This is a genomic window from Pseudomonas sp. 1L-B-1-E-C1 (assembly GCF_057291835.1).
In genome coordinates this window covers 465313-486533 of sequence record NZ_JBXAWN010000002.1, presented here as the reverse complement: position 1 = coordinate 486533, position 21221 = coordinate 465313, and the positions used below count along the sequence as shown (strand labels likewise).

21 protein-coding genes are annotated in these 21221 nt (G+C 60.4%); 9 read left to right on the top strand and 12 right to left on the bottom strand.

Annotation, left to right across the window (positions count from 1 at the left end):
* Window positions 1-6 precede the first annotated feature (6 nt).
* The 3 genes from AC0Z4S_RS05820 to AC0Z4S_RS05810 all read right to left on the bottom strand — a co-directional run bounded on the left by AC0Z4S_RS05820 (window position 7) and on the right by AC0Z4S_RS05810 (window position 1919).
* Entirely contained in the window at window positions 7-885 is an 879-nt protein-coding gene (locus AC0Z4S_RS05820; protein WP_485622374.1) for an esterase/lipase family protein, read from the bottom strand.
* 89 nt (window positions 886-974) lie between these two features.
* Window positions 975-1280, bottom strand: a complete 306-nt coding sequence (locus AC0Z4S_RS05815) for a DMT family transporter (RefSeq protein ID WP_485622373.1) — start codon at window positions 1278-1280, stop codon at window positions 975-977.
* The gene (locus AC0Z4S_RS05810; RefSeq protein ID WP_485622371.1) at window positions 1281-1919 is read right to left on the bottom strand and encodes an FMN-dependent NADH-azoreductase; all 639 of its coding nucleotides are present in this window, start codon (window positions 1917-1919) and stop codon (window positions 1281-1283) included.
* 108 nt (window positions 1920-2027) lie between these two features.
* Between AC0Z4S_RS05810 and AC0Z4S_RS05805 the strand changes: the two genes are divergently transcribed.
* Both AC0Z4S_RS05805 and AC0Z4S_RS05800 read left to right on the top strand, forming a co-directional pair.
* Window positions 2028-2978, top strand: coding sequence for a LysR substrate-binding domain-containing protein (locus AC0Z4S_RS05805; RefSeq protein WP_485622370.1), 951 nt, complete (start codon window positions 2028-2030; stop codon window positions 2976-2978).
* Between the two features lie 99 nt (window positions 2979-3077).
* On the top strand, window positions 3078-3608 hold the full coding sequence (locus tag AC0Z4S_RS05800) for a ferritin-like domain-containing protein (RefSeq protein WP_042608942.1): 531 nt from the start codon (window positions 3078-3080) through the stop codon (window positions 3606-3608).
* A gap of 207 nt (window positions 3609-3815) precedes the next feature.
* Here AC0Z4S_RS05800 and AC0Z4S_RS05795 read toward each other — a convergent pair whose 3' ends face one another.
* Window positions 3816-5891 carry an AsmA family protein gene (locus AC0Z4S_RS05795; RefSeq protein WP_485622369.1) on the bottom strand — a complete coding sequence of 692 codons (2076 nt, stop codon included), beginning with the start codon at window positions 5889-5891 and terminating at the stop codon, window positions 3816-3818.
* Between the two features lie 383 nt (window positions 5892-6274).
* On the opposite strand from AC0Z4S_RS05795, the gene AC0Z4S_RS05790 reads away from it, so the two are divergent.
* From AC0Z4S_RS05790 to AC0Z4S_RS05760, 7 genes are all read left to right on the top strand, one after another.
* Window positions 6275-6781 (top strand): hypothetical protein, encoded by a 507-nt coding sequence (locus AC0Z4S_RS05790; RefSeq protein ID WP_253498590.1) that lies wholly within the window; start codon window positions 6275-6277, stop codon window positions 6779-6781.
* A 154-nt stretch (window positions 6782-6935) separates the two neighbouring features.
* On the top strand, window positions 6936-7568 hold the full coding sequence (locus AC0Z4S_RS05785) for a TetR family transcriptional regulator (protein WP_039756961.1): 633 nt from the start codon (window positions 6936-6938) through the stop codon (window positions 7566-7568).
* A 300-nt stretch (window positions 7569-7868) separates the two neighbouring features.
* A complete protein-coding gene (ureE, locus tag AC0Z4S_RS05780) occupies window positions 7869-8369 on the top strand; it encodes an urease accessory protein UreE (RefSeq protein WP_485622368.1) in 501 nt (166 codons plus the stop codon).
* On the top strand, window positions 8366-9040 hold the full coding sequence (locus AC0Z4S_RS05775) for an urease accessory protein UreF (protein ID WP_485622367.1): 675 nt from the start codon (window positions 8366-8368) through the stop codon (window positions 9038-9040). Before ureE ends, AC0Z4S_RS05775 begins: the two co-directional genes overlap by 4 nt.
* A gap of 23 nt (window positions 9041-9063) precedes the next feature.
* Window positions 9064-9678 (top strand): urease accessory protein UreG, encoded by a 615-nt coding sequence (gene ureG, locus AC0Z4S_RS05770; protein WP_042608948.1) that lies wholly within the window; start codon window positions 9064-9066, stop codon window positions 9676-9678.
* Window positions 9679-9705: 27 nt separating this feature from the next.
* Window positions 9706-10278 (top strand): HupE/UreJ family protein, encoded by a 573-nt coding sequence (locus AC0Z4S_RS05765; protein WP_485622366.1) that lies wholly within the window; start codon window positions 9706-9708, stop codon window positions 10276-10278.
* A 184-nt stretch (window positions 10279-10462) separates the two neighbouring features.
* Window positions 10463-11596, top strand: a complete 1134-nt coding sequence (locus AC0Z4S_RS05760) for an AGE family epimerase/isomerase (RefSeq protein ID WP_485622365.1) — start codon at window positions 10463-10465, stop codon at window positions 11594-11596.
* A 96-nt stretch (window positions 11597-11692) separates the two neighbouring features.
* On the opposite strand, the gene AC0Z4S_RS05755 is transcribed toward AC0Z4S_RS05760, so the two are convergent.
* The 8 genes from AC0Z4S_RS05755 to amaA form a co-directional block, all read right to left on the bottom strand.
* Complete coding sequence (locus tag AC0Z4S_RS05755) at window positions 11693-12598, bottom strand: cation diffusion facilitator family transporter (RefSeq protein ID WP_485622364.1); 906 nt, start codon at window positions 12596-12598, stop codon at window positions 11693-11695.
* A gap of 174 nt (window positions 12599-12772) precedes the next feature.
* Window positions 12773-13537 carry an SDR family oxidoreductase gene (locus AC0Z4S_RS05750; protein ID WP_485622363.1) on the bottom strand — a complete coding sequence of 255 codons (765 nt, stop codon included), beginning with the start codon at window positions 13535-13537 and terminating at the stop codon, window positions 12773-12775.
* Between the two features lie 839 nt (window positions 13538-14376).
* Window positions 14377-15093: an ABC transporter ATP-binding protein gene (locus tag AC0Z4S_RS05745; protein WP_076565449.1), complete on the bottom strand. Its 717-nt coding sequence runs from the start codon at window positions 15091-15093 to the stop codon at window positions 14377-14379.
* Window positions 15090-15962, bottom strand: coding sequence for an ABC transporter ATP-binding protein (locus AC0Z4S_RS05740; protein ID WP_485622362.1), 873 nt, complete (start codon window positions 15960-15962; stop codon window positions 15090-15092). The genes AC0Z4S_RS05745 and AC0Z4S_RS05740 overlap by 4 nt, the downstream gene beginning before the upstream one ends.
* A complete protein-coding gene (gene livM, locus AC0Z4S_RS05735) occupies window positions 15959-17260 on the bottom strand; it encodes a high-affinity branched-chain amino acid ABC transporter permease LivM (RefSeq protein WP_016771917.1) in 1302 nt (433 codons plus the stop codon). Before livM ends, AC0Z4S_RS05740 begins: the two co-directional genes overlap by 4 nt.
* Window positions 17261-17263: 3 nt before the next feature.
* Window positions 17264-18178 (bottom strand): ABC transporter permease subunit, encoded by a 915-nt coding sequence (locus tag AC0Z4S_RS05730; protein WP_253498570.1) that lies wholly within the window; start codon window positions 18176-18178, stop codon window positions 17264-17266.
* Between the two features lie 237 nt (window positions 18179-18415).
* Complete coding sequence (locus tag AC0Z4S_RS05725; RefSeq protein WP_041480713.1) at window positions 18416-19549, bottom strand: ABC transporter substrate-binding protein; 1134 nt, start codon at window positions 19547-19549, stop codon at window positions 18416-18418.
* 368 nt (window positions 19550-19917) lie between these two features.
* Window positions 19918-21201, bottom strand: coding sequence for an L-pipecolate oxidase (gene amaA, locus AC0Z4S_RS05720; RefSeq protein ID WP_485622361.1), 1284 nt, complete (start codon window positions 21199-21201; stop codon window positions 19918-19920).
* Window positions 21202-21221 lie beyond the last annotated feature (20 nt).

Below are 21221 nucleotides of genomic sequence, written 5' to 3'. Positions count from 1 at the left end.
TTGCTTCTATAACCCGGCCGCTTCCAGCCGCGCCGCATGCTCGACAAACAGCCGCACCGGATCCGCCCCTTTGCCCACCAGACCCAGCGACTGATTGACGATGTCGAAATGATCCAGCGGATAGTCATCACCGATCACCGTGCCCAGATGCGAGCTGTAGCGACCGACCATGCCATCGCACTGCCCCGGTTCGCGGACGAAAGTCTTGGCGAACAATCGGCAACTGCGATTGGTACCGTCAAAGAGATTGCCGTCCCGATCGGTCTTGCCCGGCTGCAGCGTCCCTGACCAGGAGTAATAGCGCACGCCATTGACCTCCTCCGGTCCCTGCCCACCCCAGCTGTCCGGCAGCCCTTGCGGATAACGCTGATTGAACAAGGCGACGCCTGACGTGGTCAGCGATTGATGGGAAGCGTGGATATCCACCGGCAGTTTCGGCCCGTGGTAGCCGGTATCGAGCAATGCCATGATCCAGCCGATCAGGCGCAGCAACACCTCGAGCAAGCGCCCTTTGGCACTGTTGCCGGGATAGTGCTTTTCTAGATAATCGGCCAGCTCCGAACCGTGATTCGGCCCGGCCACCGAGGTTACCGAGGCGACCAGATCCGGACGCTTCGCCGCCGCATATCGCGCCGTCAACGCGCCCTGGCTGTGCCCGAACAGGTTGACCTTTTGCGCCCCTGTCTCGCGGAGGATTTCCTCAATCCGCGCCAGCAACTGCTCGCCCCGCACCTCAGTGGAGTTGAGTGGGGAGACCTGCACCGCGACCACCGTCGCACCACCTCGGCGCAAGGCCTTGATGATGCCGAACCAATACGGGTAGAGCACCAGCCGGACAAAGCCGAGCATGCCCGGCACCAGCACCAGTGGATAACGTGTCGACATGGTTACATCCTTGTGCGCGATGAGTGGATGCCAGACGTGCAAGACGCCCGCCAAGCATCCACCGTGACGATGACAACTCAACGGTGAGCCTACTTCAGCCCCACCACTCCTGCCACAATCAGCCCCACCGAAAGCAGTTTGAGTAGCGTCAGGCTCTCGCCTAGCAGCGCGAAACCCAGGAATACCGTGCCGAGTGAACCGATCGCCGTCCAGATCGGATAGGCGATGCTCACCGGCAAGTCACGCATGGCCAGAGTCAGAAACCCGATGCCGCCGACTGCCGCAACTACAGTGATCAAGGAGGGCCACAAGCGGGTGAAGCCCTCGGCGTACTTCATGCCCATGGCGAAGGTCACTTCGAAGCCGGCGGCGATCAGCAGAAACAGCCAGGCCATTCAGAACTCCCGGGCCAGCTCGAGCAGCCGCTGCTCGGCCTCGGCCACCGACACCGCGAAGGTGCGCTCAGCGGATTCCTCGCCCTCGGCCGCGACCACACTGACGTCATTGATACCGATGAAGCCCAGCGCGGTGCGCAGCCACGGATCGGCATGGTTGAGCGCCGCCAGTTCACCACCCGGGCCGAAGCCGAAACCGCCGCGACTGGTGACGATCAAGGCTTTCTTGCCCTGCAACAGCGGCGTGTATTGCGCAACACCGTTGTCCAGCGTGTGATCGAATGTCAGCCCCAGCCGCACGATCTGATCGACCCAGGCCTTGAGGCCGCTGGGCACGCTGAAGTTGTACATCGGCGTGGAAATCAGCAGCAGATCGTGCGCGAACAACTCGTCGACCAATTGATCGCTGAGCGCCAGATCCGCCTGCATCACCAACGGCCGCGCCTGCGGTTGCGGATAAAACGCCGCCGCGACAAAAGCCTCGTTGACCGCAGGAACCGGCACCCGCCCAACCTCACGACGGGTCACCTGCCCTTCAGGATGACGCCCCTGCCAGGCACCCAAAAAACCCTCCGCCAAACGCCGTGAAGTCGACCGATCACCACGCGGACTGCCATGCACCACAAGAATCCTGCTCATCTATAAATCCTCCGACTACAATCAGTTCACCTGTGGCTCGCAGCTTGAAGCCCACAGCTGCGCACATTCAAATGAGCAAAAATCAGTCGGGATGAATCCATTTCATCCATGGAGTTTTCAATGTTTGCTTCGTTGCCGCTGACTGCCCTGCGCGCTTTCGAATCCGCTTCGCGCCTGCTGAGCTTCAAGGCTGCGGCAGAAGAACTGGCGGTGACGCCGACGGCAATCTCTCATCAGATTCGTTCGCTGGAGGACTGGCTCGGTGTGGCCCTGTTCGAACGCTTGCCGCGCCAGGTGCGCCTGACCGAGGCTGGCGAGCGTCTGTTTCACAGCGTGCACGGCGCGCTGCTGGAGGTTGCGCAAAGCGTCGACACCCTGCGCCCGCAACGCAATGCCAGCACCCTGACACTGTCGACCACGGCGGCGTTTGCCGCGTTGTGGCTGGTGCCGCGCCTCGGGCGCTTCTATGCGCAGCATCCGACGATCAATGTGCGCCTCGATACCCATTGCGAGGTCATCGATTTGCATCAGGACGCCAGCGTCGATCTGGTCTTGCGCTACAGCCTCGACGATTACCCGAACCTGTATGGACTGTGTCTGTTCGACGAGTCCTTCGGCGTTTACGGCTCGCCCGAGCAAGTGGCGCTGGCCGCGCGGCGCACGCCGACCTTGATCAGCGTGCACTGGCACAACTCGAAGCTGTATGCGCATGGCTGGCAGGCGTGGTGTGCCAGGGCGGGTGAGCAATGGCTGGAGCAAAATCCGGTCAATCGCGCATACGACGAGGAACATTACGCGCTGCAAGCGGCGATCGCCGGTCAGGGCCTGGTGCTGGCGAGCAATATTCTGGTGTCGGAAAGCGTCGCCAGCGGCTTGCTGGTGCCCTACCGGGGTGAGGTGCAGGTCGACGGCGCCGGCTACAGCGCGCTGTGCGTGCCCGGCCGCGAGCGCCATCCGCCGGTGCGGGCATTTTTTCGCTGGTTGCAGGAGGAAGCGCTGTTGTCCGGACTGACGCCGAGATCGCAGTCTTCAGCAGTTCCTGCACGGAGTCCGGCGTAAATCGCATAAAACTTTTCGCTTCGCTCGAGACTCACAACCTGGGTAGCGACCGCGTCTTCAGAACGTGGCGCCTATCGGATTAGCCTCCAGGAGAATGAAATGAGTGACCTGCATTTGTCTGATGTTCAAACCCTGCGCGAACGCGCACGGCAACACGTGGAAAACGGCGCGGTCACCGAGACCTACAGTGCCAACCGTGAGGAGGTGCTGCGCTTGCTGAACGAGTCGCTGGCCACCGAACTGGTCTGCGTATTGCGCTACAAGCGCCACTACTTCATGGCCAACGGCCTGAAAGCCAACGTCGCCGCCGACGAATTCCTCGAGCACGCCAACCAGGAAGCCGAGCACGCCGATCGCCTCGCCGAACGCATCGTGCAATTGGGCGGCGAACCCGAGTTCAACCCCGACCTGCTGAGCAAGCTGTCCCACGCGCAATACGTGGCGGGCAACTCGCTCAAGGAAATGGTTTACGAGGATCTGGTGGCCGAGCGCATCGCCATCGACAGCTATCGCGAAATCATCCAGTACATCGGCGACAAAGACCCGACCACTCGGCGCATCTTCGAAGACATCCTCGCCCAGGAAGAAGAACACGCCGACGACATGGCGGACATCCTCAACGATCTGTAATCCTTAACAGCAAAAGATCGCAGCCTTCGGCAGCTCCTACAGGGGGAACGCATTCCAAATGTAGGAGCTGCCGAAGGCTGCGATCTTTTGATCGTTCCCACGCTCTGCGTGGGAATGCAGCCAGGGACGCTCCGCGTCCCAAGAGCGGACGCAGAGCGTCCGTTGAGGCATTCCCACGCAGAGCGTGGGAACGATCAGATACAGGGTCTACCTGGTTGGTTTAACGGTCACCGGTGCCTTGCCCTGCTTCATCTGCTCAAGCAACGGCGCGCATTGATTCGGCTCGCCACCGCTCGGCGCCACCAGCGCCAGCAATCCCGCCGCTGGTGCGGCGATCACGCCCAACGCGACCATCCCCGCCCCACGCAGCATCAACGGCACTGCTTTGACGCCGGCATCCGGCTTGATGAACTTGCCGCGCACATACAACGGCGAGCGCAGTGAGATCAGGCGCCAGCCTTTGGATTCCGGTGTCACCGTCAGGTCCAATTGCTCGGTGGCCATGTTTGCCGTGCCATCGATGTAGATGATCGCGTTCTCGGTATCGAAGACAAACAGCCGCGTGGTCGCCAGGCCGGTCTTGATGTCGAAGTCCGCCGCCGCGCAGTTGATCTTCACTTCCTTGTCGCCAAAGATCTTGCCGACCACGTAATTGCCGACGTTGAGCCCGGCCAGTTCCATCAGCTCACGGCTGATCGCGCCGTCGTTGATCAGCATCTTCAGATTGCCGTTGGCGCCGCCAAGCAGCTTGGCTACGGAGTTGCCACGGCCGCTGATGTCGGCATCACCGTTGAGCTCGCCGAAACTGGTTTTCATCGGCTCGAAAGTCGGGAACAGCTCTTTCAGTTTGAACTTGCGTGCGGTCAAACGCGCCCGGCCTTCCAGCGGTTCGGTGCGGCCATTGAGGCGAATCTGCGCATCCAGCGTGCCGCCAGCAACGCCAAAGCGCAGCGGCTCAAGACTGAGCTCGCCATCGTTGAGTTTCAGATGGGTATAGAGATCCTTGAACGGCAGCTTCTCGCTGTGGACGATGCGCTTGCCGGTGAACTCGACGTCGGCATCCATGGCGCGCCAGCGGTCTGTCTTGAACTCTTCTACCGGCAGGACCTTGTCCGCGGGTTGCTTGCTCGCGCCGCCACGGGCCTTTTGCTCAGTGTTGGAATCGGCACCGATCAGCGGCGCAAGGTCGGCGAACAACAATTGATTGGAAACCAGTGCGCCAGTGAGTTTCGGCCGTGGCTGACTGGCCACATAGGTCAGGTCACCGTGGATGTCGCTGTCGCCGATCTTGCCGTTGAATTTCTCATAAGTGAATCTCGCCCCGGCCTCGTCATGCAGCTTGGCGATCAGGTGGCCGTCGGTGGAATACGGTGGCGTGTCCGGCAGGGTCACGCCGGTCAGCGGATAGAGATTGCCAAGGCTATCGCCCGCGAGTTTCAGGCGCAGGTCGAGGGCGCCGAGATTGAGCGGGTCGGTCAGGGTGCCGGCCAGTTCGATACGGGTGTCGCCAATCTTCGCCTGGGCCTGCAAAGGAAACGGTTTGCTCGCGTCCTGCAACGCCAACAAGCCGCCGATCTTGCCCTGCCCGGTGAGGTTCTGCCCGTGGTACTGGCCTTTGACCTTGAGCGCAAAGGCGTAGTCCTGCGGTGCGCCGCCCTTGTCCTGGGCGGTTTTCGCCGCTTTGTCGCCGACGATCTCACTGAAGGGGATCGGCTTGCCGAGCGGGTCGATCAGCACATCGAGATTGGTCTTCAGCGTCTGATCGTCGAGAGTCACGTGGCCCTTGTCGAAGCCGATCGCGCCGATGTCGACCACCCAGTTCGATGGCTCGGCATTCGGGTCCTTGGGGTCGAATTTGAAGGTCCAGTTGGCGCGACCATCGGCCAGGCGTTGCAGTTCGGCATTCGGCTCGGTCAGGTCGATGCGCGGAATCACCACGCGCTGGGCCAGCAGGGCCAGCGGCGAAATGCGCAACTCGACGCGTTTCAGCGTGACCATCTGCGGCTGCTTCGACCAGTCCGGGTTGCCCAGGCTCAAGTCCTCGGCGACCACGTGCGGCCACGGCACCCAGGCACGCCAGCCGCCCTCTTCCGGCTCGCGCTGCCAGATCACCGCGAGGTTGCCATTGATGGCAAACGCCCGGTGCAGTTCTTCCGAGACTTTGGCGTTGATGGTGGGTTTGATCCGGTTCCAGTCGAAGAACACGATGATCAGAATCAAGGCTGCCATTAGCAGCACGAGGATGGCGAAGGTCCAGCTGAAGATTTTTCCAGTGCGCGTCATGCACAAAGCTCCTGATCACGACCGCACGCCGACTTCCCGACGCACAGCTGAAACGGCAGACCGAAGCGGCCCCTATGCAGTCTGTGACTGGCGAAAGGCCCGCAGGTTTAATCGAAAGGCAGTTTAAGCCATAAAAAGCGCAGTGAATCTGACCGATCGGTCGAGCAGTGTTACCGCGACCCGCACTTTTGCGAGGCGCGAGTGAGTCGAAAATACCCACGACGGTGCAAAACCGTCGCCCGCAAACGCCCGAGATAGAGCCTTCGCGCAGAACAATCAATTCTGTTGATTATTACCATTGCGTTTATGAACTTTTATATCGACTTATCGAGAGTAGCATTGCCCTCGTACCCACTTTATCGCCCTCCCGAGGAGCCACTATCATGAAACGCCAATTACTGCTCAGCCTTACCCTGTCGATGCTAGCCAGCACTGCTTTCGCCCTGCCCGCTGCCGATCAGGCTACTCCGCAAATCAAAGCCAACCACTCGGTGTTCAGCCAGACCGTAGCTTCCGACGGTTCCGAGCGCACTCCACAAGGTCAGACTCTGGCTGAAAACGGCCGTAACCGCCTCGAAGAAAAAGGCCTGGTTCAAGACGGCTCGGATCGCACACCACAAGGCCAGGCTCTGGCTGAAAACGGTCGCAATCGCCTCGAAGAAAAAGGTCTGGTGCAAGACGGTTCGGATCGCACACCGCAAGGTCAGATCCTCGCTTCCGACGGCACCGAGCGCACTCCACAAGGTCAAACCCTGGCTTCCGATGGTTCCGAGCGCACTCCACAGGGCCAGACCCTGGCTGATGACGGCTTCGATAAAACCCCACTGGGTCAAGCCCTCGCTGAAGGCGGTGGTGACCGTGTGATCGAACGCAACAGCAAACTGAGCTGAGCCCATGACGGCCCGGCAAAAAAGCCCAATCAGCGGATTGGGCTTTTGACTTTTCAGCGTCTGTAAATTCCTCGCTGCACGACTCCCCGTTCGACGCCGACAAAGCCGATTTGCTAGAGTGCGGCGCTTGTCCTGCCGAAGAACACACCCTGCGATGCTGCCCCGCGCCGAACAGAAGCAACAGACCCGCAACGCCCTGATGGACGCTGCCCGCCACCTGATGGAAAGCGGCCGAGGATTCGGCAGCCTGAGCCTGCGCGAAGTGAGCAAGACCGCCGGCATCGTGCCCACCGGTTTCTATCGTCACTTTGCCGACATGGACGAATTGGGGCTGGTGCTGGTCAGCGAAGTCGGCCAGACCTTCCGCGAGACCATCCGCCTGGTGCGGCACAATGAATTCGTCATGGGCGGCATCATCGACGCGTCGGTGCGCATCTTCCTTGATGTGGTCAACGCCAACCGATCGCAATTCCTGTTTCTCGCCCGCGAACAATATGGCGGCTCGCTGCCGGTCCGGCAGGCAATCGGACGCTTGCGCGAGAACATCAGCGCCGACCTCGCGGCGGACCTCGCGCTGATGCCCAAGCTGCAACATCTGGACATTGCCGGTCTGAGCGTGATGGCCGACCTGATCGTCAAATCAGTGTTCGCCACCCTCCCCGACATCATCGACCCACCGGCCGAAGCCTTGCCGGAGCATCTGACGCCGCAGGCGAAGATCACCCAGCAGTTGCGCTTCATCTTTATCGGCCTCAAGCACTGGCAAGGGCTGGGCAGTACCGAGTAATCCCCTTCTTTATCTGACACAGCGCAAAGCCCCTGTGGGAGCGAGCCTGCTCGCGAAAGCGCTGGATCAGCTGAATACATCTGTCTGACACGGCGCATTCGCGAGCAGGCTCGCTCCCACATTGAACATCCGCCATGGCCTCTCTTTGGTGCATGACAAATTCTTCATGCACCAAAACCTTCCAGAATCCCCGCACCTGTTGAAAGATCAGGCACGCGCCGACAGCTATTTCCTACATCTCCTGTGATTGGCGCGGCCCTTGCTCTAGCCCAATCAACGTTCATTGCTGGAAGCTTTCCGATGCTGGTGATTCATCGCAGAATCGACCCTCAACCCGTCTGGGCCGCCGAGTTGCACCTGACTTTCGAAGCGCGAAGCAAAAGCCGTTTGCGCTGTTTCAGTGCCGACGGCGAAGACGTCGGGTTGTTTTTGGAGCGCGGCCAGCCACCGCTGTATGACGGCGAATGCCTGCGGGCCGAAGACGGCCGCGTCGTGCGCGTCTGCGCCCGTCCCGAACAATTGCTCCATGTCACCTGCGCCAATGCGTTCGAACTGACGCGCGCGGCCTATCACCTCGGCAACCGCCATGTCGCTCTGCAGGTCGGCGATGGCTGGCTGCGCCTGCTCGACGATTACGTGCTCAAGGCCATGCTCGAACAGCTCGGCGCAAAAGTCGAAGCCATCGAAGCGCCGTTCCAGCCGGAGCACGGCGCCTACGGCGGCGGCCATCATCATTCCCGCCACGGTGACGAAGACTTCAACTACGCGCCGAAACTCCATCAGTTCGGCGTGCGCCTGTGAATCCGGCCTGGGCGCTGCTGCGTCTGGCCAGTCCGCAATTACCGATTGGCGGCTACAGCTATTCCCAGGGCCTGGAAATGGCGGTGGATAACGGCCGCGTGAACAACCCGGACAGCGCCCGACGCTGGATCAGCGACCAACTGCTGCTAAATCTTGCCCGCTTCGAAGCGCCACTGCTGTTGGCGCATTGCCAAGCCGCAGCAGATGAAAACTGGGCCGAACTCCGGCAACTCTGCGAGAGCCACCGCGCCAGCCGCGAAACCCGTGAGCTGCATCTGGAGAGCCGGCAGATGGGCTACTCCTTGCAGCAGTTGTTAAACGGTTTGCCGGAACTCGACGCGTCCGCCCGCGATTTTCTTGAACAGATCACAGAACCCCATCTGGCCCTGTGCTGGGCCCTGGCCGCGCGCGCCTGGGGCATCAGCCCCCAGGACGCGCTTGCCGCGTGGCTGTGGAGCTGGCTGGAAAACCAGCTCGCCGTATTGATGAAGACCCTGCCGCTGGGCCAGCAAGCCGCCCAGCGCCTGACCAGCGAACTGCTACCGCTGCTGCAACAGGCGCAGCACGACGCAAGCCAAATCAACCCCGAACACATCGGCAGCGCCACTTTCGGTCTGTCCCTGGCCTGCATGGCCCATGAACGCCAGTACAGCCGTCTCTTCCGCTCTTAGGCCTGTTTATTTTGGAGAATGAAATGCAAACACAACCTCTGCGCGTCGGCATCGGCGGCCCGGTCGGTTCCGGCAAAACTGCGCTGACTTTGGCCCTGTGCCTGGCCCTGCGCGAGCGCTACAACCTGGCCGTGGTCACCAATGATATCTACACCCGCGAAGACGCCGATTTCCTCGTGCGCAACGAGGCCCTCGCGCCAGAGCGGATCATCGGCGTGGAAACCGGCGGTTGCCCGCACACGGCGATCCGCGAAGACGCTTCGATCAACCTTGAAGCGGTCGACCAACTGAACCGACGCTTTCCGGGGCTGGATCTGATTCTGGTCGAGTCCGGCGGCGATAACCTCTCGGCGACCTTCAGCCCCGAGCTGTCCGACCTGACCATCTACGTGATCGACGTTTCCGCCGGCGACAAGCTGCCGCGCAAGGGCGGCCCGGGTATCTGCAAGTCCGACCTGCTGGTGATCAACAAGATCGACCTGGCGCCGCTGGTGGGCGCCTCGCTGGAAATGATGGACAGCGACACCAAACGCATGCGCAACGGCAAGCCGTTCGTGTTCAGTAACCAGAAAACCGGTCAGGGCCTTGAACAGATCATCGCCTTCATCGAGCGCCAAGGCTTGCTGACCGCCGCCTGACTCACTTATCAACAAGGAAGCTTATCCATGACACTCAAACGCATTCTTGGCGCCGTGGCGCTGCTGCTGACTCCGGCGCTGGCCTTCGCCCACCCGGGACATGGTGACAGCGGTCTGGTCGCGGGCATCAGCCACCCGATTGGCGGGCTTGACCATTTGCTGGCAATGCTCGCCGTCGGTTTATGGGCGGCGCAGCAACAAGGCGCGGCGCGCTGGGCGCTGCCGTGCACCTTTGTCGGCACCATGTTGCTGGGCGGTCTGCTCGGATTTGAAGGGCTTGAATTGCCGGCGCTGGAAAGCGGGATTGCCGCGTCGGTATTGGCACTGGGCCTGGCCGTGGCACTGGCGGTACGTCCGCCGCTGGTGATGGCGGTGGCAGCGACGGCGCTGTTTGCGCTGTTCCATGGCGTGGCGCATGGGCTGGAGTTGCCGGAAATGAGCAGCCCGTGGACGTATGCGGCCGGGTTTGTCGCGGCGACGGCGGTTTTGCATGCGCTCGGTTATGGCGTGGTGCGAGTTCTTCCGCAGGCAGCGGCGCCGCTGGTGCGACTGGCGGGTGCGGCTTCGGCGGCGACTGGGGTTTGGTTGTTGGCAGGATGATTGTTTAGCGACTGCACTGGTCTCTTCGCGAGCAAGCTCGCTCCCACAGGTTTTATGTACGCTGCAAAATCCACTGTGGGAGCGAGCCTGCTCGCGAAGGCGGCCGATCAGACGCCGCATCGCTCATGTCAGTCTCTCTGCTACCATGTCGCGCAATCGCCCCAGCCCGTGACGACATCCGCTCATGCCCCACGCTTCCCGCTCCATCGCCCTGCCCGAATTGACCACCCTGTTTACCGAGGTGCAGAAGCATTTTCTGCATGTCATCGTGCCGCTGTGGCAAGGCCCGGGCTGGAACGCCGACATGGCGTTGCCCTATGAGGCGCTGGACGCTACACACCAGCCGTTGCCAGTGCAGCGCTATCGGGCGATGGCCTGCGCACGGCAGCTGTATCTGTTTTCCAGTCTGATCGGGGTTGTGGATAACGCCGAAGTACGGGCGGCGGCGCTGTTCCGTTCCCTGCAACGGCATTTCCATGATGCCGAGCATGGCGGCTGGTTTTACAGCATCGATGCCCAGGGCAAGCCGCTGGATGAGCGCAAGGATCTCTACACTCACGCCTTCATCCTGTTTGCCTGCGCGCATTACTGGAACAAGTCCGGCGATTCCCTGGCGGAGTCGACCTTGAACGCCGCGCTGGAAATCATCGGCCGCCGTTTCGCCACCGGTGACGGATTGTACGAAGCCTGCCTTGAACGTGACTGGATCACCCTGCAGACCGGCCCGTTGCAAAACCCGCTGATGCATCTGGCTGAAGCCTTTCTGGCCACCCTTGCGGTACGCGAAGACCTGCAGACGCAGAACGCCCTGCTCGAGTTATGCACAGCCATGCACAAGCAATTCGTCGATCCGCAATATGGCGTGTTGATGGAGAAGCCGCTGGGCGCTGTGGATAACTGGTACGAGCCGGGGCATCAGTTCGAATGGTATTTCCTGCTCGAATCGTCGCCGCTGTTACGCGGTTCGAAACTGCATCGGGCATTGGATCGGGCGTTTGCCTTTACCGAACAATATGGCGTGCTGGAATCATGCGGCGCGGTACGGGCGATGCTTGATCTGGAAAGCAATGGCCGACCAAGGGATTCGACCCAGCGCATCTGGGCTCAGGCTGAATATCTGCGTGCCCTGACGCTGCGGGCGGACAGCGAAGCGGTGGTGCTGCGCCAGTTGCAGGCGCTGCAGCAGCGGTTTCTGCACGCCGGGGGCTGGCATGAGTGCCGGGATGGAAACGGTGAAGTCAGTCGCAAGGACATGCCTTCGACCACGCCTTATCATTTGGCGACCTGCTATCACGGTTTGGCTGCGTATCTTCGCTGACTGAACGATTGCCTTCGCGAGCAGGCTCGCTCCCACAGTTTGAAATGCATTCACCTGTGGGAGTGAGCCTGCTCGCGAATAGCCGTTACGCGGTGATCAGGCAATCCACTTCTTGTCCCCGGTGAAGCTGATCGTCAGCCACCGCGCCGCATCCGGCTTGCCCAACTGCGCGGAAATCTGCTCACGCAACGCGTCCAGCTGCGCGACATTGCGCAACGGATAAGCCGCCGGCAGCACCACATGAATTTCGATGAACCGCGCCCGACCGTGCTTTTGTACGTAGGACACGTAATCGTCGAAACCATGCTCGACCTTCGCCACCTCCATCACCTGCCGTACCTGCTCATCCAGCGTGTCCGGGGCGATGCCCAGCACATCACGCAACGCCGGGCCGAGGATCTTGAACGCCGGGGGCAGCATGCTCAGCGCGAGTACGATGAGGATCAGCGGGTCGACATACACCGCCCACTCGTAATAGCCCTGAGACTTGAGCAGCAGCGCGGCGAGGAAACTGATCAACAAGCCCACCGAGAGCATCGCGTCGACCAGCCAACTGATGTTGTCGAACTGGATCAGGCTGGATTTGAGCGTGCGATTGCGCCGGCGCACGTAGAAGAAATAAGCGAACTCGACGACGGTGAACACCGCCGCGTAGACGATCACCAGACCCAACTCGATATCGCGGCCACCGTTGATGATGCCGAACACGCCGTTCAGAAACGCGTAGATCGCAATCAGCAGCAGGAAGCTGCCTTCAATCAGCAGCACCATCGGCTCCAGATGCCAGAAGCCGAACTGGAAACGCTGATTGCTTTGCTTGGCGATCAACCGGGCGGTGATCAGCATCAGGATTTTGATAAACGTTGCGATCAGCGAGAAAAAACCATCGAACAGAATGGATTGCGAACCTGAAACAAAACCGGTGACGATCCCGGCAATCGACACCGCCAGCATCAGCAGCGTCGATTGTTTGAGCAGTGCCTGCTCACCTCGGTTACTCACTTGAACTCCTCGAAAAACCTTGAAAACCGCGGGGTGCGGTTGGGTGGTTGCGAGGGGAGTTTACCTTATCGGGATTCATTGCCTGTTATGGCCCCTTCGCGAGCAAGCTCGCTCCCACACTTGATCGCAGCCTTATGTGGGAGCGAGCTTGCTCGCGAAGGGTTCAGTGGCGTATCAAGCCTTGTCACGCTCGATGGCAAACCCGGCCCAGGTCTGGCTCACCGGCATCAGCTCCAGGCTGTTGATGTTGATGTGCGCCGGGGTGTTCATCACCCAGAAAATCGTTTCGGCGATGTCCTGCGGCTGGATCGGCTCGGCGCCGGCGTAAGTGGCGTTGTAGCGCTCCTGGTCGCCGGCGAAACGTACCAGCGAGAACTCGCTTTCGCACAGGCCCGGCTCGATGTTGCTGACCCGCACGCCAGTGCCCTGCAGGTCGCAACGCAGGTTCAGCGAGAACTGTTTGACGAAGGCTTTGGTTGCTCCGTACACGTGACTGCCCGGGTACGGGTAGTTGCCGGCGATGGAACCAAGGTTGACGATACCGGCACCACGGCCATGGGCGATCAGCCGTGGCAGCAGCAGGCGGGTGGCGTACATCAGGCCTTTGACGTTGGTGTCGACCATGGTGTCCCAGTCATCCAGATCGCACTTGGGCGCCGGATCGACGCCGAGCGCCAGGCCGGCGTTGTTGATCAGGCCACGGAGTCTGGCGAAGGACGGCGGCAGGTTGGCGATCGCCTCTTCCATCGCTTTGCGATCACGCACATCGAGGACCAGACCGTGCACTTCGGTCTGCTTCGACAGCTCGCCGCAGAGGGCATTGAGGCGTTCTTCACGACGGCCGGTCAGCACCAGCTTCCAGCCAGCCTCGGCAAAACGACGGGCACAGGCTTCACCAAAACCGGACGTCGCGCCGGTGATAAACAGGGTGTTGGACATCGTGTTCTCCTTGCTTCGGCCGCCACGGCAGCCCTTGGAATAGAAAATCAGCAGGCAGCATGCCCGCCCTCGCTTTCACGGGCAACACCTACAAGCTGTACAAAAAACAACCAACCGCACCGACATCATAGCCACCGTGGCTTGTAGCCATGTGCACGCACGTTATCCACAGTCTGCTCCACAGTTTCCGGGGGGAAGTGCAAACGGGCAAAGCCGCGCCACACAAGGCTTTGCGGGCGAAATGGAAAGTTTTTTGCTTGACCATGAAGTCATGGATGTGCGGGACAGGGCATTTTGCACGACGGACGGTTCACCGGCGTGATCGCGCGAGGCCAGCAATTACGGCGCTCCGCGAGGTCTTTCCAGAGTTTAGTCACAGACTTATCCACAGGCTTGCGCACATGGAATTGCCATGTCTCTGCCCCCCAGAAAAAGGTTGACAACGACGCCGCTCGCTCCAGCAAAAATGCCTGATCAAAAAACAAACACATCCCTGCAAGCCACGTTTCATAAGGCTTGCAGCCAGATACACCCACGTTATTCACAGCCAGCTCCACAGTAACCGGGGACAAGTCAAAACTGTGGAAAAACAGCCATTTGCAGCGTCTATATGTCGCGCTTTGGCAGCTTGGAGAATTTGTTTTCCACAATTCTCAATTCCGCTTGATGTCATGCCTTGATTCCATGTAGGAGCTGCCGAAGGCTGCGATCTTTTGATTTTTTTTCAAGATCAAATGATCGCAGCCTTCGGCAGCTCCTACACAGGGAGGTGGTGAATTGGAGGGATAAAAAAACCCCGGGACTCTCGTCGCCGGGGCTGTGTATAACCGCGCGAAGATTCAGTGCCCGCCCAAATAGGCGTTACGCACCTCCTCATTCACCAACAACTCTTTACCTGTGCCAGTCAGACGGATCTCGCCGTTCACCATCACATACGCCCGGTCCGACAGCTTCAGCGCATGGTTGGCGTTTTGCTCGACGAGGAAAATGGTCATGCCGGTTTTCGCCAATTCACGCAGGGTAGCGAAAATCTGCTTCACCACGATCGGCGCCAGTCCAAGGCTCGGTTCATCGAGCAGCAACAGCTTCGGCCGGCTCATCAGCGCACGGGCGATGGCGAGCATCTGCTGTTCACCGCCAGACATGGTCATCGCCCGCTGATTGCGCCGCTCTTCCAGCCGTGGAAACAGCTCGAACATACGCTGCATGTCTTCTTTGGCGTACTTGTCGCCAATCGGGATGGTGCCCATCAGCAGGTTTTCCTCGACGGTCATGTCGGGGAACACCCGCCGCCCTTCCGGCGACTGCGCAATGCCGTTGGAGGCGATGTAATGCGAGGACTTGTGGGTAATGTCGACGCCTTGATAAAGAATCTGCCCGCCTGCCGCTCTGGGCTGACCGAAGATCGACATCAGCAAGGTCGACTTGCCGGCGCCATTGGAGCCGATCAGGCTGACGGTCTCGCCTTCGTTGATCTGCAGCGAAACGCCTTTGAGCGCCTGGATCGGGCCGTAGAACACGTCCAGATTGCGCAATTCGAGGATCGGTTGGCTCATACCAGCTCCTCTTCGTCGGCGCCCAGGTAGGCTGCGATCACTTTCGGATCGTTGCGGATCGCTTCCGGTCCGCCTTCGGCGATGACGATGCCGTGGTCGAGAACCACGATGTGATCGGAAATGCTCATGACCATGCCCATGTCGTGTTCGATCAGCACCACGGTCAGATCGTGCTCGTCGCGCAGCAGCCGGATCATCGCGCTGAGCGCTTCGGTTTCCTGAGGATTGAGGCCGGCGGCCGGTTCGTCGAGGCAGATGATCTGCGGCCGGGTGCACATGGCGCGGGCAATTTCCAGACGCCGTTGCTGGCCGTAGGACAGTTCACCGGCGAGCCGGTTGGCGCAGTCGACCAGATCGACCACCTCGAGCCAGTAGAACGCGACATCCAGCGCATCGCTCTCCGCCTTGCGATAACCCTTGGTGTTGAGGATGCCGGCGAGCATGTTGCGGTTGACCCACATGTGCTGCGCGACCAGCAGGTTTTCCAGCACCGACATTTCCTTGAACAGGCGAATGTTCTGGAACGTCCGGGCCAGACCTGCGCGATTGACCAGATGGGTGCCGCCGAACATCTTGTAGTACAGCCGGCTGAAGAAGGATTTCGGCGAAACGAAATCGGTCGCTTTGAACGACTCCCCCAACAACTGGATGACATTGGTCTGCTGGCCGCGCACGTTGAGTTCGATCTTGCCGCCCGAGGCCTTGTAGAAACCGGTGAGGCAGTTGAACACCGTGGTCTTGCCGGCGCCATTCGGGCCGATCAGAGCGAAGATCGAATTGCGTTTGACCTTCAGGCTGACATCGCTCAAAGCCTTGATGCCACCGAAATGCATCATCAGTTTTTCCACAGAGAGTACGACTTCACTCATGGCGCAGTCCTCTCGTAGTGAATGGCACCTTTGCGTGGTTTGACCCCGGTGCGGCTGATGCGGATCAGCCCGCGTGGTCGCCAGATCATCATCAACACCATCAGGATGCCGAACAGCAGCACTCGATACTCAGCGAAACCGCGCAGCAGTTCCGGGGCGACGGTGAGTACGAACGCAGCGATGACTACGCCGATGGTCGAGCCCATGCCGCCGAGCACGACGATGGCGAGGATCAGCGCCGATTCGAAGAAGGTGAACGAGGTCGGGTTGACGAAGCCTTGATAGGTGGCGAAGAACACCCCGGCCAGACCCGCCGTCGACGCACCGATGGTGAACGCCGAGAGCTTGACCAGCACGTGGTTGAGGCCCATCGAGCGGCAGGCGATTTCATCTTCACGCAGAGCTTCCCAGGCGCGACCGACCGGCATTTTCACCAGCCGATGCTTGACGTACAGCACCGCCAGCACCACCAGGAACAGCACCGCGTAGATGAAGTAATACTTCACGTCCGGGTTGTAGGTCAGGCCGAAGAACTCGTGAAACGGCACCCCGCCATCCTTCGCGCGCTTGCCGAACTCCAGACCGAAGAACGTCGGCAGTGGCGCCGGCATGCCGTTCGGGCCACCGGTCAGGGACAGCCAGTTGTTCAGCACCAGACGAATGATTTCACCGAAACCCAGAGTTACAATCGCCAGATAGTCACCGTGCAGGCGCAGCACCGGGAAACCGAGAATGCAGCCAGCCAGGCCTGCGGTGATCGCCGCCAGTGGCAGCACGGTCCAGAAGCCCAGTCCCAGATACTGGTAGCCCAGCGCCAGACCGTAGGCACCGATGGCGTAAAACGCCACGTAGCCGAGATCGAGCAGACCGGCCAGACCGACCACGATGTTCAGCCCCAGCCCCAGCAGCACGTAGATCAAACCGAGGATGACCACGCCAAGCAGATAGGAGTTGGAAACAAACGGCACGATGATCGCCAGCACAATGATCAACGGAATGATCCAGCGCAGCCGCGATTTGTAATCCGCCGGCAGCACGTGCACGCCGGAACCGCTGCTCTCGAATCCGTCGAGGATCTTCAGGCCCTTGGGCGTCTGCAGGAACAGGCTGAGGGCAAAACGCCCGGCCATGACGATGGCAATGATCCACGCCACGCGCGTCGCTTCGAGGTTGAAGCTGTAGCCGTCGAGGACCACGCCGACAATCGGCCCGAACACGATCAGCGCAATCAGGCCGGCAAGAATCGCCTCGACCAGACTTTTTTTGATATCGATGGATTTTTCAGTGGTTGCAGACATCGCTTACACCTTCGACACAAGAGGACGGCCCAACAGGCCCTGCGGCCGGAAGACCAGTACGAGGACGAGCAGCGAGAAACTGAACACGTCTTTGTAGTCGGAGTTGACCAGACCGGAGAACAGCGACTCGGAAATGCCGAGGATGATCCCGCCGAGCATGGCGCCGGGCAGTGAGCCGATGCCGCCAAGTACCGCTGCGGTGAACGCCTTGATGCCGATGATGAAGCCGGCATAGAAGTCGAACGTGCCGTAGTTCATGGTGATCAGCACACCAGCAAGTGCCGCCATGGCTGCACCGATGATGAACACGTAGGAAATTACCCGGTCGGTGTTGATCCCCAGGATCGAGGCCATCTTGCGGTCTTGCTGGGTCGCGCGGCACATGCGGCCGAGCTTGGTGTATTTGATGACGTAGGTCAGCAGTCCCATGCCGACAAACGCGGCAATCAGGATGAAGACTTTGGTGTAGGTCAGTTGCACGAAGCCGCTGCCGACTTCAACGCGCCAGGCACCGCTCAGCAGGGTAGGCACGCCCTGTTGTTTGGCGCCCTGAGCGATCTGTGCGTAGTTCTGCAGGATCAGCGAAATACCGATAGCGCTGATCAGCGGCGCCAGGCGAGTCGAGTTACGCAGGGGTTTGTAGGCAACACGCTCGATGACCCAGCCATACACCGCCGTGACGACGATGGTGAAGATCAGCGTGCCGAGCATCAGCAGCGGGAAGGATTCGATACCGAAGTAAGCCAGCAGAGCCAGACTGATTGCCGCCAGGTAAGCGGAAATCATGTAAACCTCGCCGTGGGCGAAGTTGATCATGCCGATGATGCCGTAGACCATTGTGTAGCCGATGGCGATCAGGCCATAGACCGACCCGAGGGTCAGGCCATTGACCAGTTGCTGCAGGAAAATACCATCCATAACGCAATCTCACGCAGTGAGAACCTGCGCACCAAGGGTGCGCGGTTCTTCTAGGAAAAATACAGATGTACGTCGGAGCAATGTCGGAGCGCGTCCAGAAAAACCAACCGGCCCTTGTGGGAGCGAGCTTGCTCGCGAAAGCGGTGCATCAGCTACCGTTTATGGCGACTGACACTCCGGATTCGCGAGCAAGCTCGCTCCCACAGGAAATCGTGGATTAACTGATCGCTTCAGCCCTTACTTCTGCTTTTCCAGCTGGTGGTATTTGCCGTCCTTGTCCCACTGGTAAACCACGTAGTCGGAGACTTTCAGGTCGCCTTTGGCATCCCAGGTCTTCTCGCCCATCACGGTTTTCACCGGGTTGGCCTTCAGCCACTTGGCAGCGGCTTCGCCGTCGTTTTTCTTCGCGCCGTTGAACGCGGCGGCCAGGGTCTGAACCGAGGCGTAGGCGTACAGGGTGTAGCCCTCAGGCTCGGTGCCGGCCTTGCGGAACGCGTCCACTACGGTCTTGCTTTCAGGCAGCAGGCGCGGGTCGGCGCCGAAGGTCATCAGCACGCCATCGGTGAATTGCGGGCCGCCAGCGGTGGTCACCAGTTCGTCGGTGACGATGCCATCGTCGGACATGAACTTGACGTCTTTCAGGCCCTGTTCACGCAGTTGGCGAACCAGCGGACCGGCTTCCGGGTGCAGGCCGCCGAAGTAGACGACATCGGCGCCGGCGCCACGGATCTTGGTGACGATGGTGCTGAAGTCTTTCTCGCCACGGGTCAGGCCTTCGTACAGCACGGGCTTGACGCCGCGTTTTTCCAGCTGAGCCTTGGTGGCGTCCGCCAGGCCTTGGCCGTAGGTGTCCTTGTCGTGCAGGACAACGACTTTCTTGCCCTTGAGCATGTCGACGATGTAGTCGCCGGCGACGATGCCTTGCTGATCGTCACGTCCGCACATACGGAACATCGCGCTCAGGCCACGCTCGGTCACCTGCGGGTTGGTCGAGCCCGGGGTGATCGCGATGATCCCGGCTTCGTCGTAGATTTCCGACGCTGGAATGGTCGACGAGGAACAGAAGTGACCGACCACGCCGGCGACTTTCTGGTTGGTGAGGTCCTTGGCGACCGTCACGGCCTGCTTCGGTTCGCAGGCATCATCGCCTTTGACCAGAACGATTTTTTCCCCATTGACGCCGCCCGCCGCGTTGACCGCATCGGCCGCCGCCTGTGCACCCTTCATGTACTGCTCGCCGAATGCCGCGTTGGCACCGGTCATCGGACCCGCTACACCGATCTTGATATCGGCTTGAGCAAACGCAGAAACACCCAGCGCAGTAGCCACTGCGAGGGCCAGAAAGCCTTTCTTGTAAAACGTCTGGGACATGAGGTGGTGCTCCAAGGTTTTTTTTAGTTGGCACTGCGACTTCACTTCACTCAAAGCGCAGAGCAAGGCCCGTGCCATCGGTTTTTTATTCTTCAAAAAGTCGCTGCATTGTTGTTATTTCGACTGTTTCGTTCCCATTTTCATTGGGCGTGCAACCGTCTAAACCGCGGAAGGTGAAACCATTTGTTTTTACAGGCGCAACCCGCGCGCGCCATCATTGCAACCGCAGCGGCAAACGACGTGCAACCAGCCTGTAACAGCCCGCGTCACCGAACTGCACACTGCTGGTGCGGGACTGCTACAACCCGCACCATTACAGGCTAGTCGCTGGATGCGAAAGCGCCGCTTCCGGCAACAAATTTCAACACTCAAATGACGATGCGCAGGCACTGGCCCGCGTGATACAGCGAAAACCCGGCCTCGTACAGGCAACTGCGCAAGCCCACTCCCGCGAGGGGCTGCATCGGTGCGAAGGGAATCGGCAGCGCCTGCGCATCGCCGTTGCACAGGTAATCGGCGAAGGCTTTGCCGACCACAGTGCCGGTGGTGACGCCGCGACCGTTATAACCGGTGACGGCCACCAGTCCCGGCGCCGGTTCGAACAGGCGCATCAGGTGATCGGGAGTAAACGCAATGCGCCCGGTCCAGGTGCATTCCCACTCGACCGGCTTCAGATTGGGGAAGTAATGCTGCTGCACTCGATCAGCCCAGGCCTTGAGAAACCAGGTCGGTTTCTGATTGCCATTACCGAGACTGCCAAGCAGCAGGCGGCCATCCTTGTCGCGGCGGATGCTGCTCAACACCTGACGGGTGTCCCAAGATCCCTGCCCGCCGGGAAGAATTTCCTGCGCGGCATCTTCGCTGAGCGGCACCGAGGCGACCTGGTAGTAATAACCGGGAAAGAAATTGCGCTTGAGCTCGGTCCAGTCGCCTTCGGTGTAGGCGTTGGAGGCGATCACCACTTGTTCGGCGAGTACCGAACCGTGCGCGGTCTGCACCGACCACTTCGGCCCGACGCGCTCGAGGCGAGTCACCGGCGAATGATCGAACATTTGCCCGCCGAGCCCCAGCACGGCGTTGGCCAACCCGGTCACATAGGCCATCGGATTGAGCGTACCGGCACGACGATCAAGCAGCGCAGCGGCGATTTTCTGCGTACCGGTGGCTTGCTCGCAGGCTTTGCCGGTCAGCAACTCGACCGGCGCGCCACGGCGCTTCCACTGCTGCTCGCGACTGCGCAGATCCGCCTCGCCCTTGGCGTTATGCGCCATGTGCAACGTGCCTTCGCGGCGCAACTGGCAATCGATGTTGTATTTATCCACAAGGCTGAACACCAGCGCCGGCGCCGCCCCGAGCATGCGGTTGAGCTGACTGCCGACCGCCTCGCCGAACCCGGCTTCGATTTCATCCGGGGGAATCCACATACCGGCATTGACCAGCCCGACGTTGCGCCCGGAACCTCCGTGCCCTGCGCGATGAGCCTCCAGCACGCAGACGCTTTTGCCCTTTTCCAACAGATGCAGCGCCGCCGACAACCCGGTGAACCCGGCGCCGATCACGCAGACATCGACCTTGACCTCGCCCCTGAGCGCCGAATGATCCGGGCGTTGTGGCGTGAGCTGTTCCCACAGACATTCTTCGCGTAACGGCATTGCCAGACTCCAACAGAAAC

What these genes read in the sequence shown, in the direction of transcription:
- AC0Z4S_RS05805 (WP_485622370.1), top strand. Translation starts at nt 2,028, where the DNA reads ATGGAGTTTTCAATGTTTGCTTCGTTGCCGCTGACTGCCCTGCGCGCT.
- AC0Z4S_RS05750 (WP_485622363.1), bottom strand. Translation starts at nt 13,537, where the DNA reads ATGTCCAACACCCTGTTTATCACCGGCGCGACGTCCGGTTTTGGTGAA.
- ureE (WP_485622368.1), top strand. Translation starts at nt 7,869, where the DNA reads ATGCTGGTGATTCATCGCAGAATCGACCCTCAACCCGTCTGGGCCGCC.
- AC0Z4S_RS05815 (WP_485622373.1), bottom strand. Translation starts at nt 1,280, where the DNA reads ATGGCCTGGCTGTTTCTGCTGATCGCCGCCGGCTTCGAAGTGACCTTC.
- AC0Z4S_RS05820 (WP_485622374.1), bottom strand. Translation starts at nt 885, where the DNA reads ATGTCGACACGTTATCCACTGGTGCTGGTGCCGGGCATGCTCGGCTTT.
- AC0Z4S_RS05810 (WP_485622371.1), bottom strand. Translation starts at nt 1,919, where the DNA reads ATGAGCAGGATTCTTGTGGTGCATGGCAGTCCGCGTGGTGATCGGTCG.
- AC0Z4S_RS05800 (WP_042608942.1), top strand. Translation starts at nt 3,078, where the DNA reads ATGAGTGACCTGCATTTGTCTGATGTTCAAACCCTGCGCGAACGCGCA.
- ureG (WP_042608948.1), top strand. Translation starts at nt 9,064, where the DNA reads ATGCAAACACAACCTCTGCGCGTCGGCATCGGCGGCCCGGTCGGTTCC.
- AC0Z4S_RS05760 (WP_485622365.1), top strand. Translation starts at nt 10,463, where the DNA reads ATGCCCCACGCTTCCCGCTCCATCGCCCTGCCCGAATTGACCACCCTG.
- AC0Z4S_RS05785 (WP_039756961.1), top strand. Translation starts at nt 6,936, where the DNA reads ATGCTGCCCCGCGCCGAACAGAAGCAACAGACCCGCAACGCCCTGATG.
- AC0Z4S_RS05795 (WP_485622369.1), bottom strand. Translation starts at nt 5,891, where the DNA reads ATGACGCGCACTGGAAAAATCTTCAGCTGGACCTTCGCCATCCTCGTG.
- AC0Z4S_RS05790 (WP_253498590.1), top strand. Translation starts at nt 6,275, where the DNA reads ATGAAACGCCAATTACTGCTCAGCCTTACCCTGTCGATGCTAGCCAGC.
- AC0Z4S_RS05725 (WP_041480713.1), bottom strand. Translation starts at nt 19,549, where the DNA reads ATGTCCCAGACGTTTTACAAGAAAGGCTTTCTGGCCCTCGCAGTGGCT.
- AC0Z4S_RS05765 (WP_485622366.1), top strand. Translation starts at nt 9,706, where the DNA reads ATGACACTCAAACGCATTCTTGGCGCCGTGGCGCTGCTGCTGACTCCG.
- AC0Z4S_RS05730 (WP_253498570.1), bottom strand. Translation starts at nt 18,178, where the DNA reads ATGGATGGTATTTTCCTGCAGCAACTGGTCAATGGCCTGACCCTCGGG.
- AC0Z4S_RS05745 (WP_076565449.1), bottom strand. Translation starts at nt 15,093, where the DNA reads ATGAGCCAACCGATCCTCGAATTGCGCAATCTGGACGTGTTCTACGGC.
- livM (WP_016771917.1), bottom strand. Translation starts at nt 17,260, where the DNA reads ATGTCTGCAACCACTGAAAAATCCATCGATATCAAAAAAAGTCTGGTC.
- AC0Z4S_RS05740 (WP_485622362.1), bottom strand. Translation starts at nt 15,962, where the DNA reads ATGAGTGAAGTCGTACTCTCTGTGGAAAAACTGATGATGCATTTCGGT.
- amaA (WP_485622361.1), bottom strand. Translation starts at nt 21,201, where the DNA reads ATGCCGTTACGCGAAGAATGTCTGTGGGAACAGCTCACGCCACAACGC.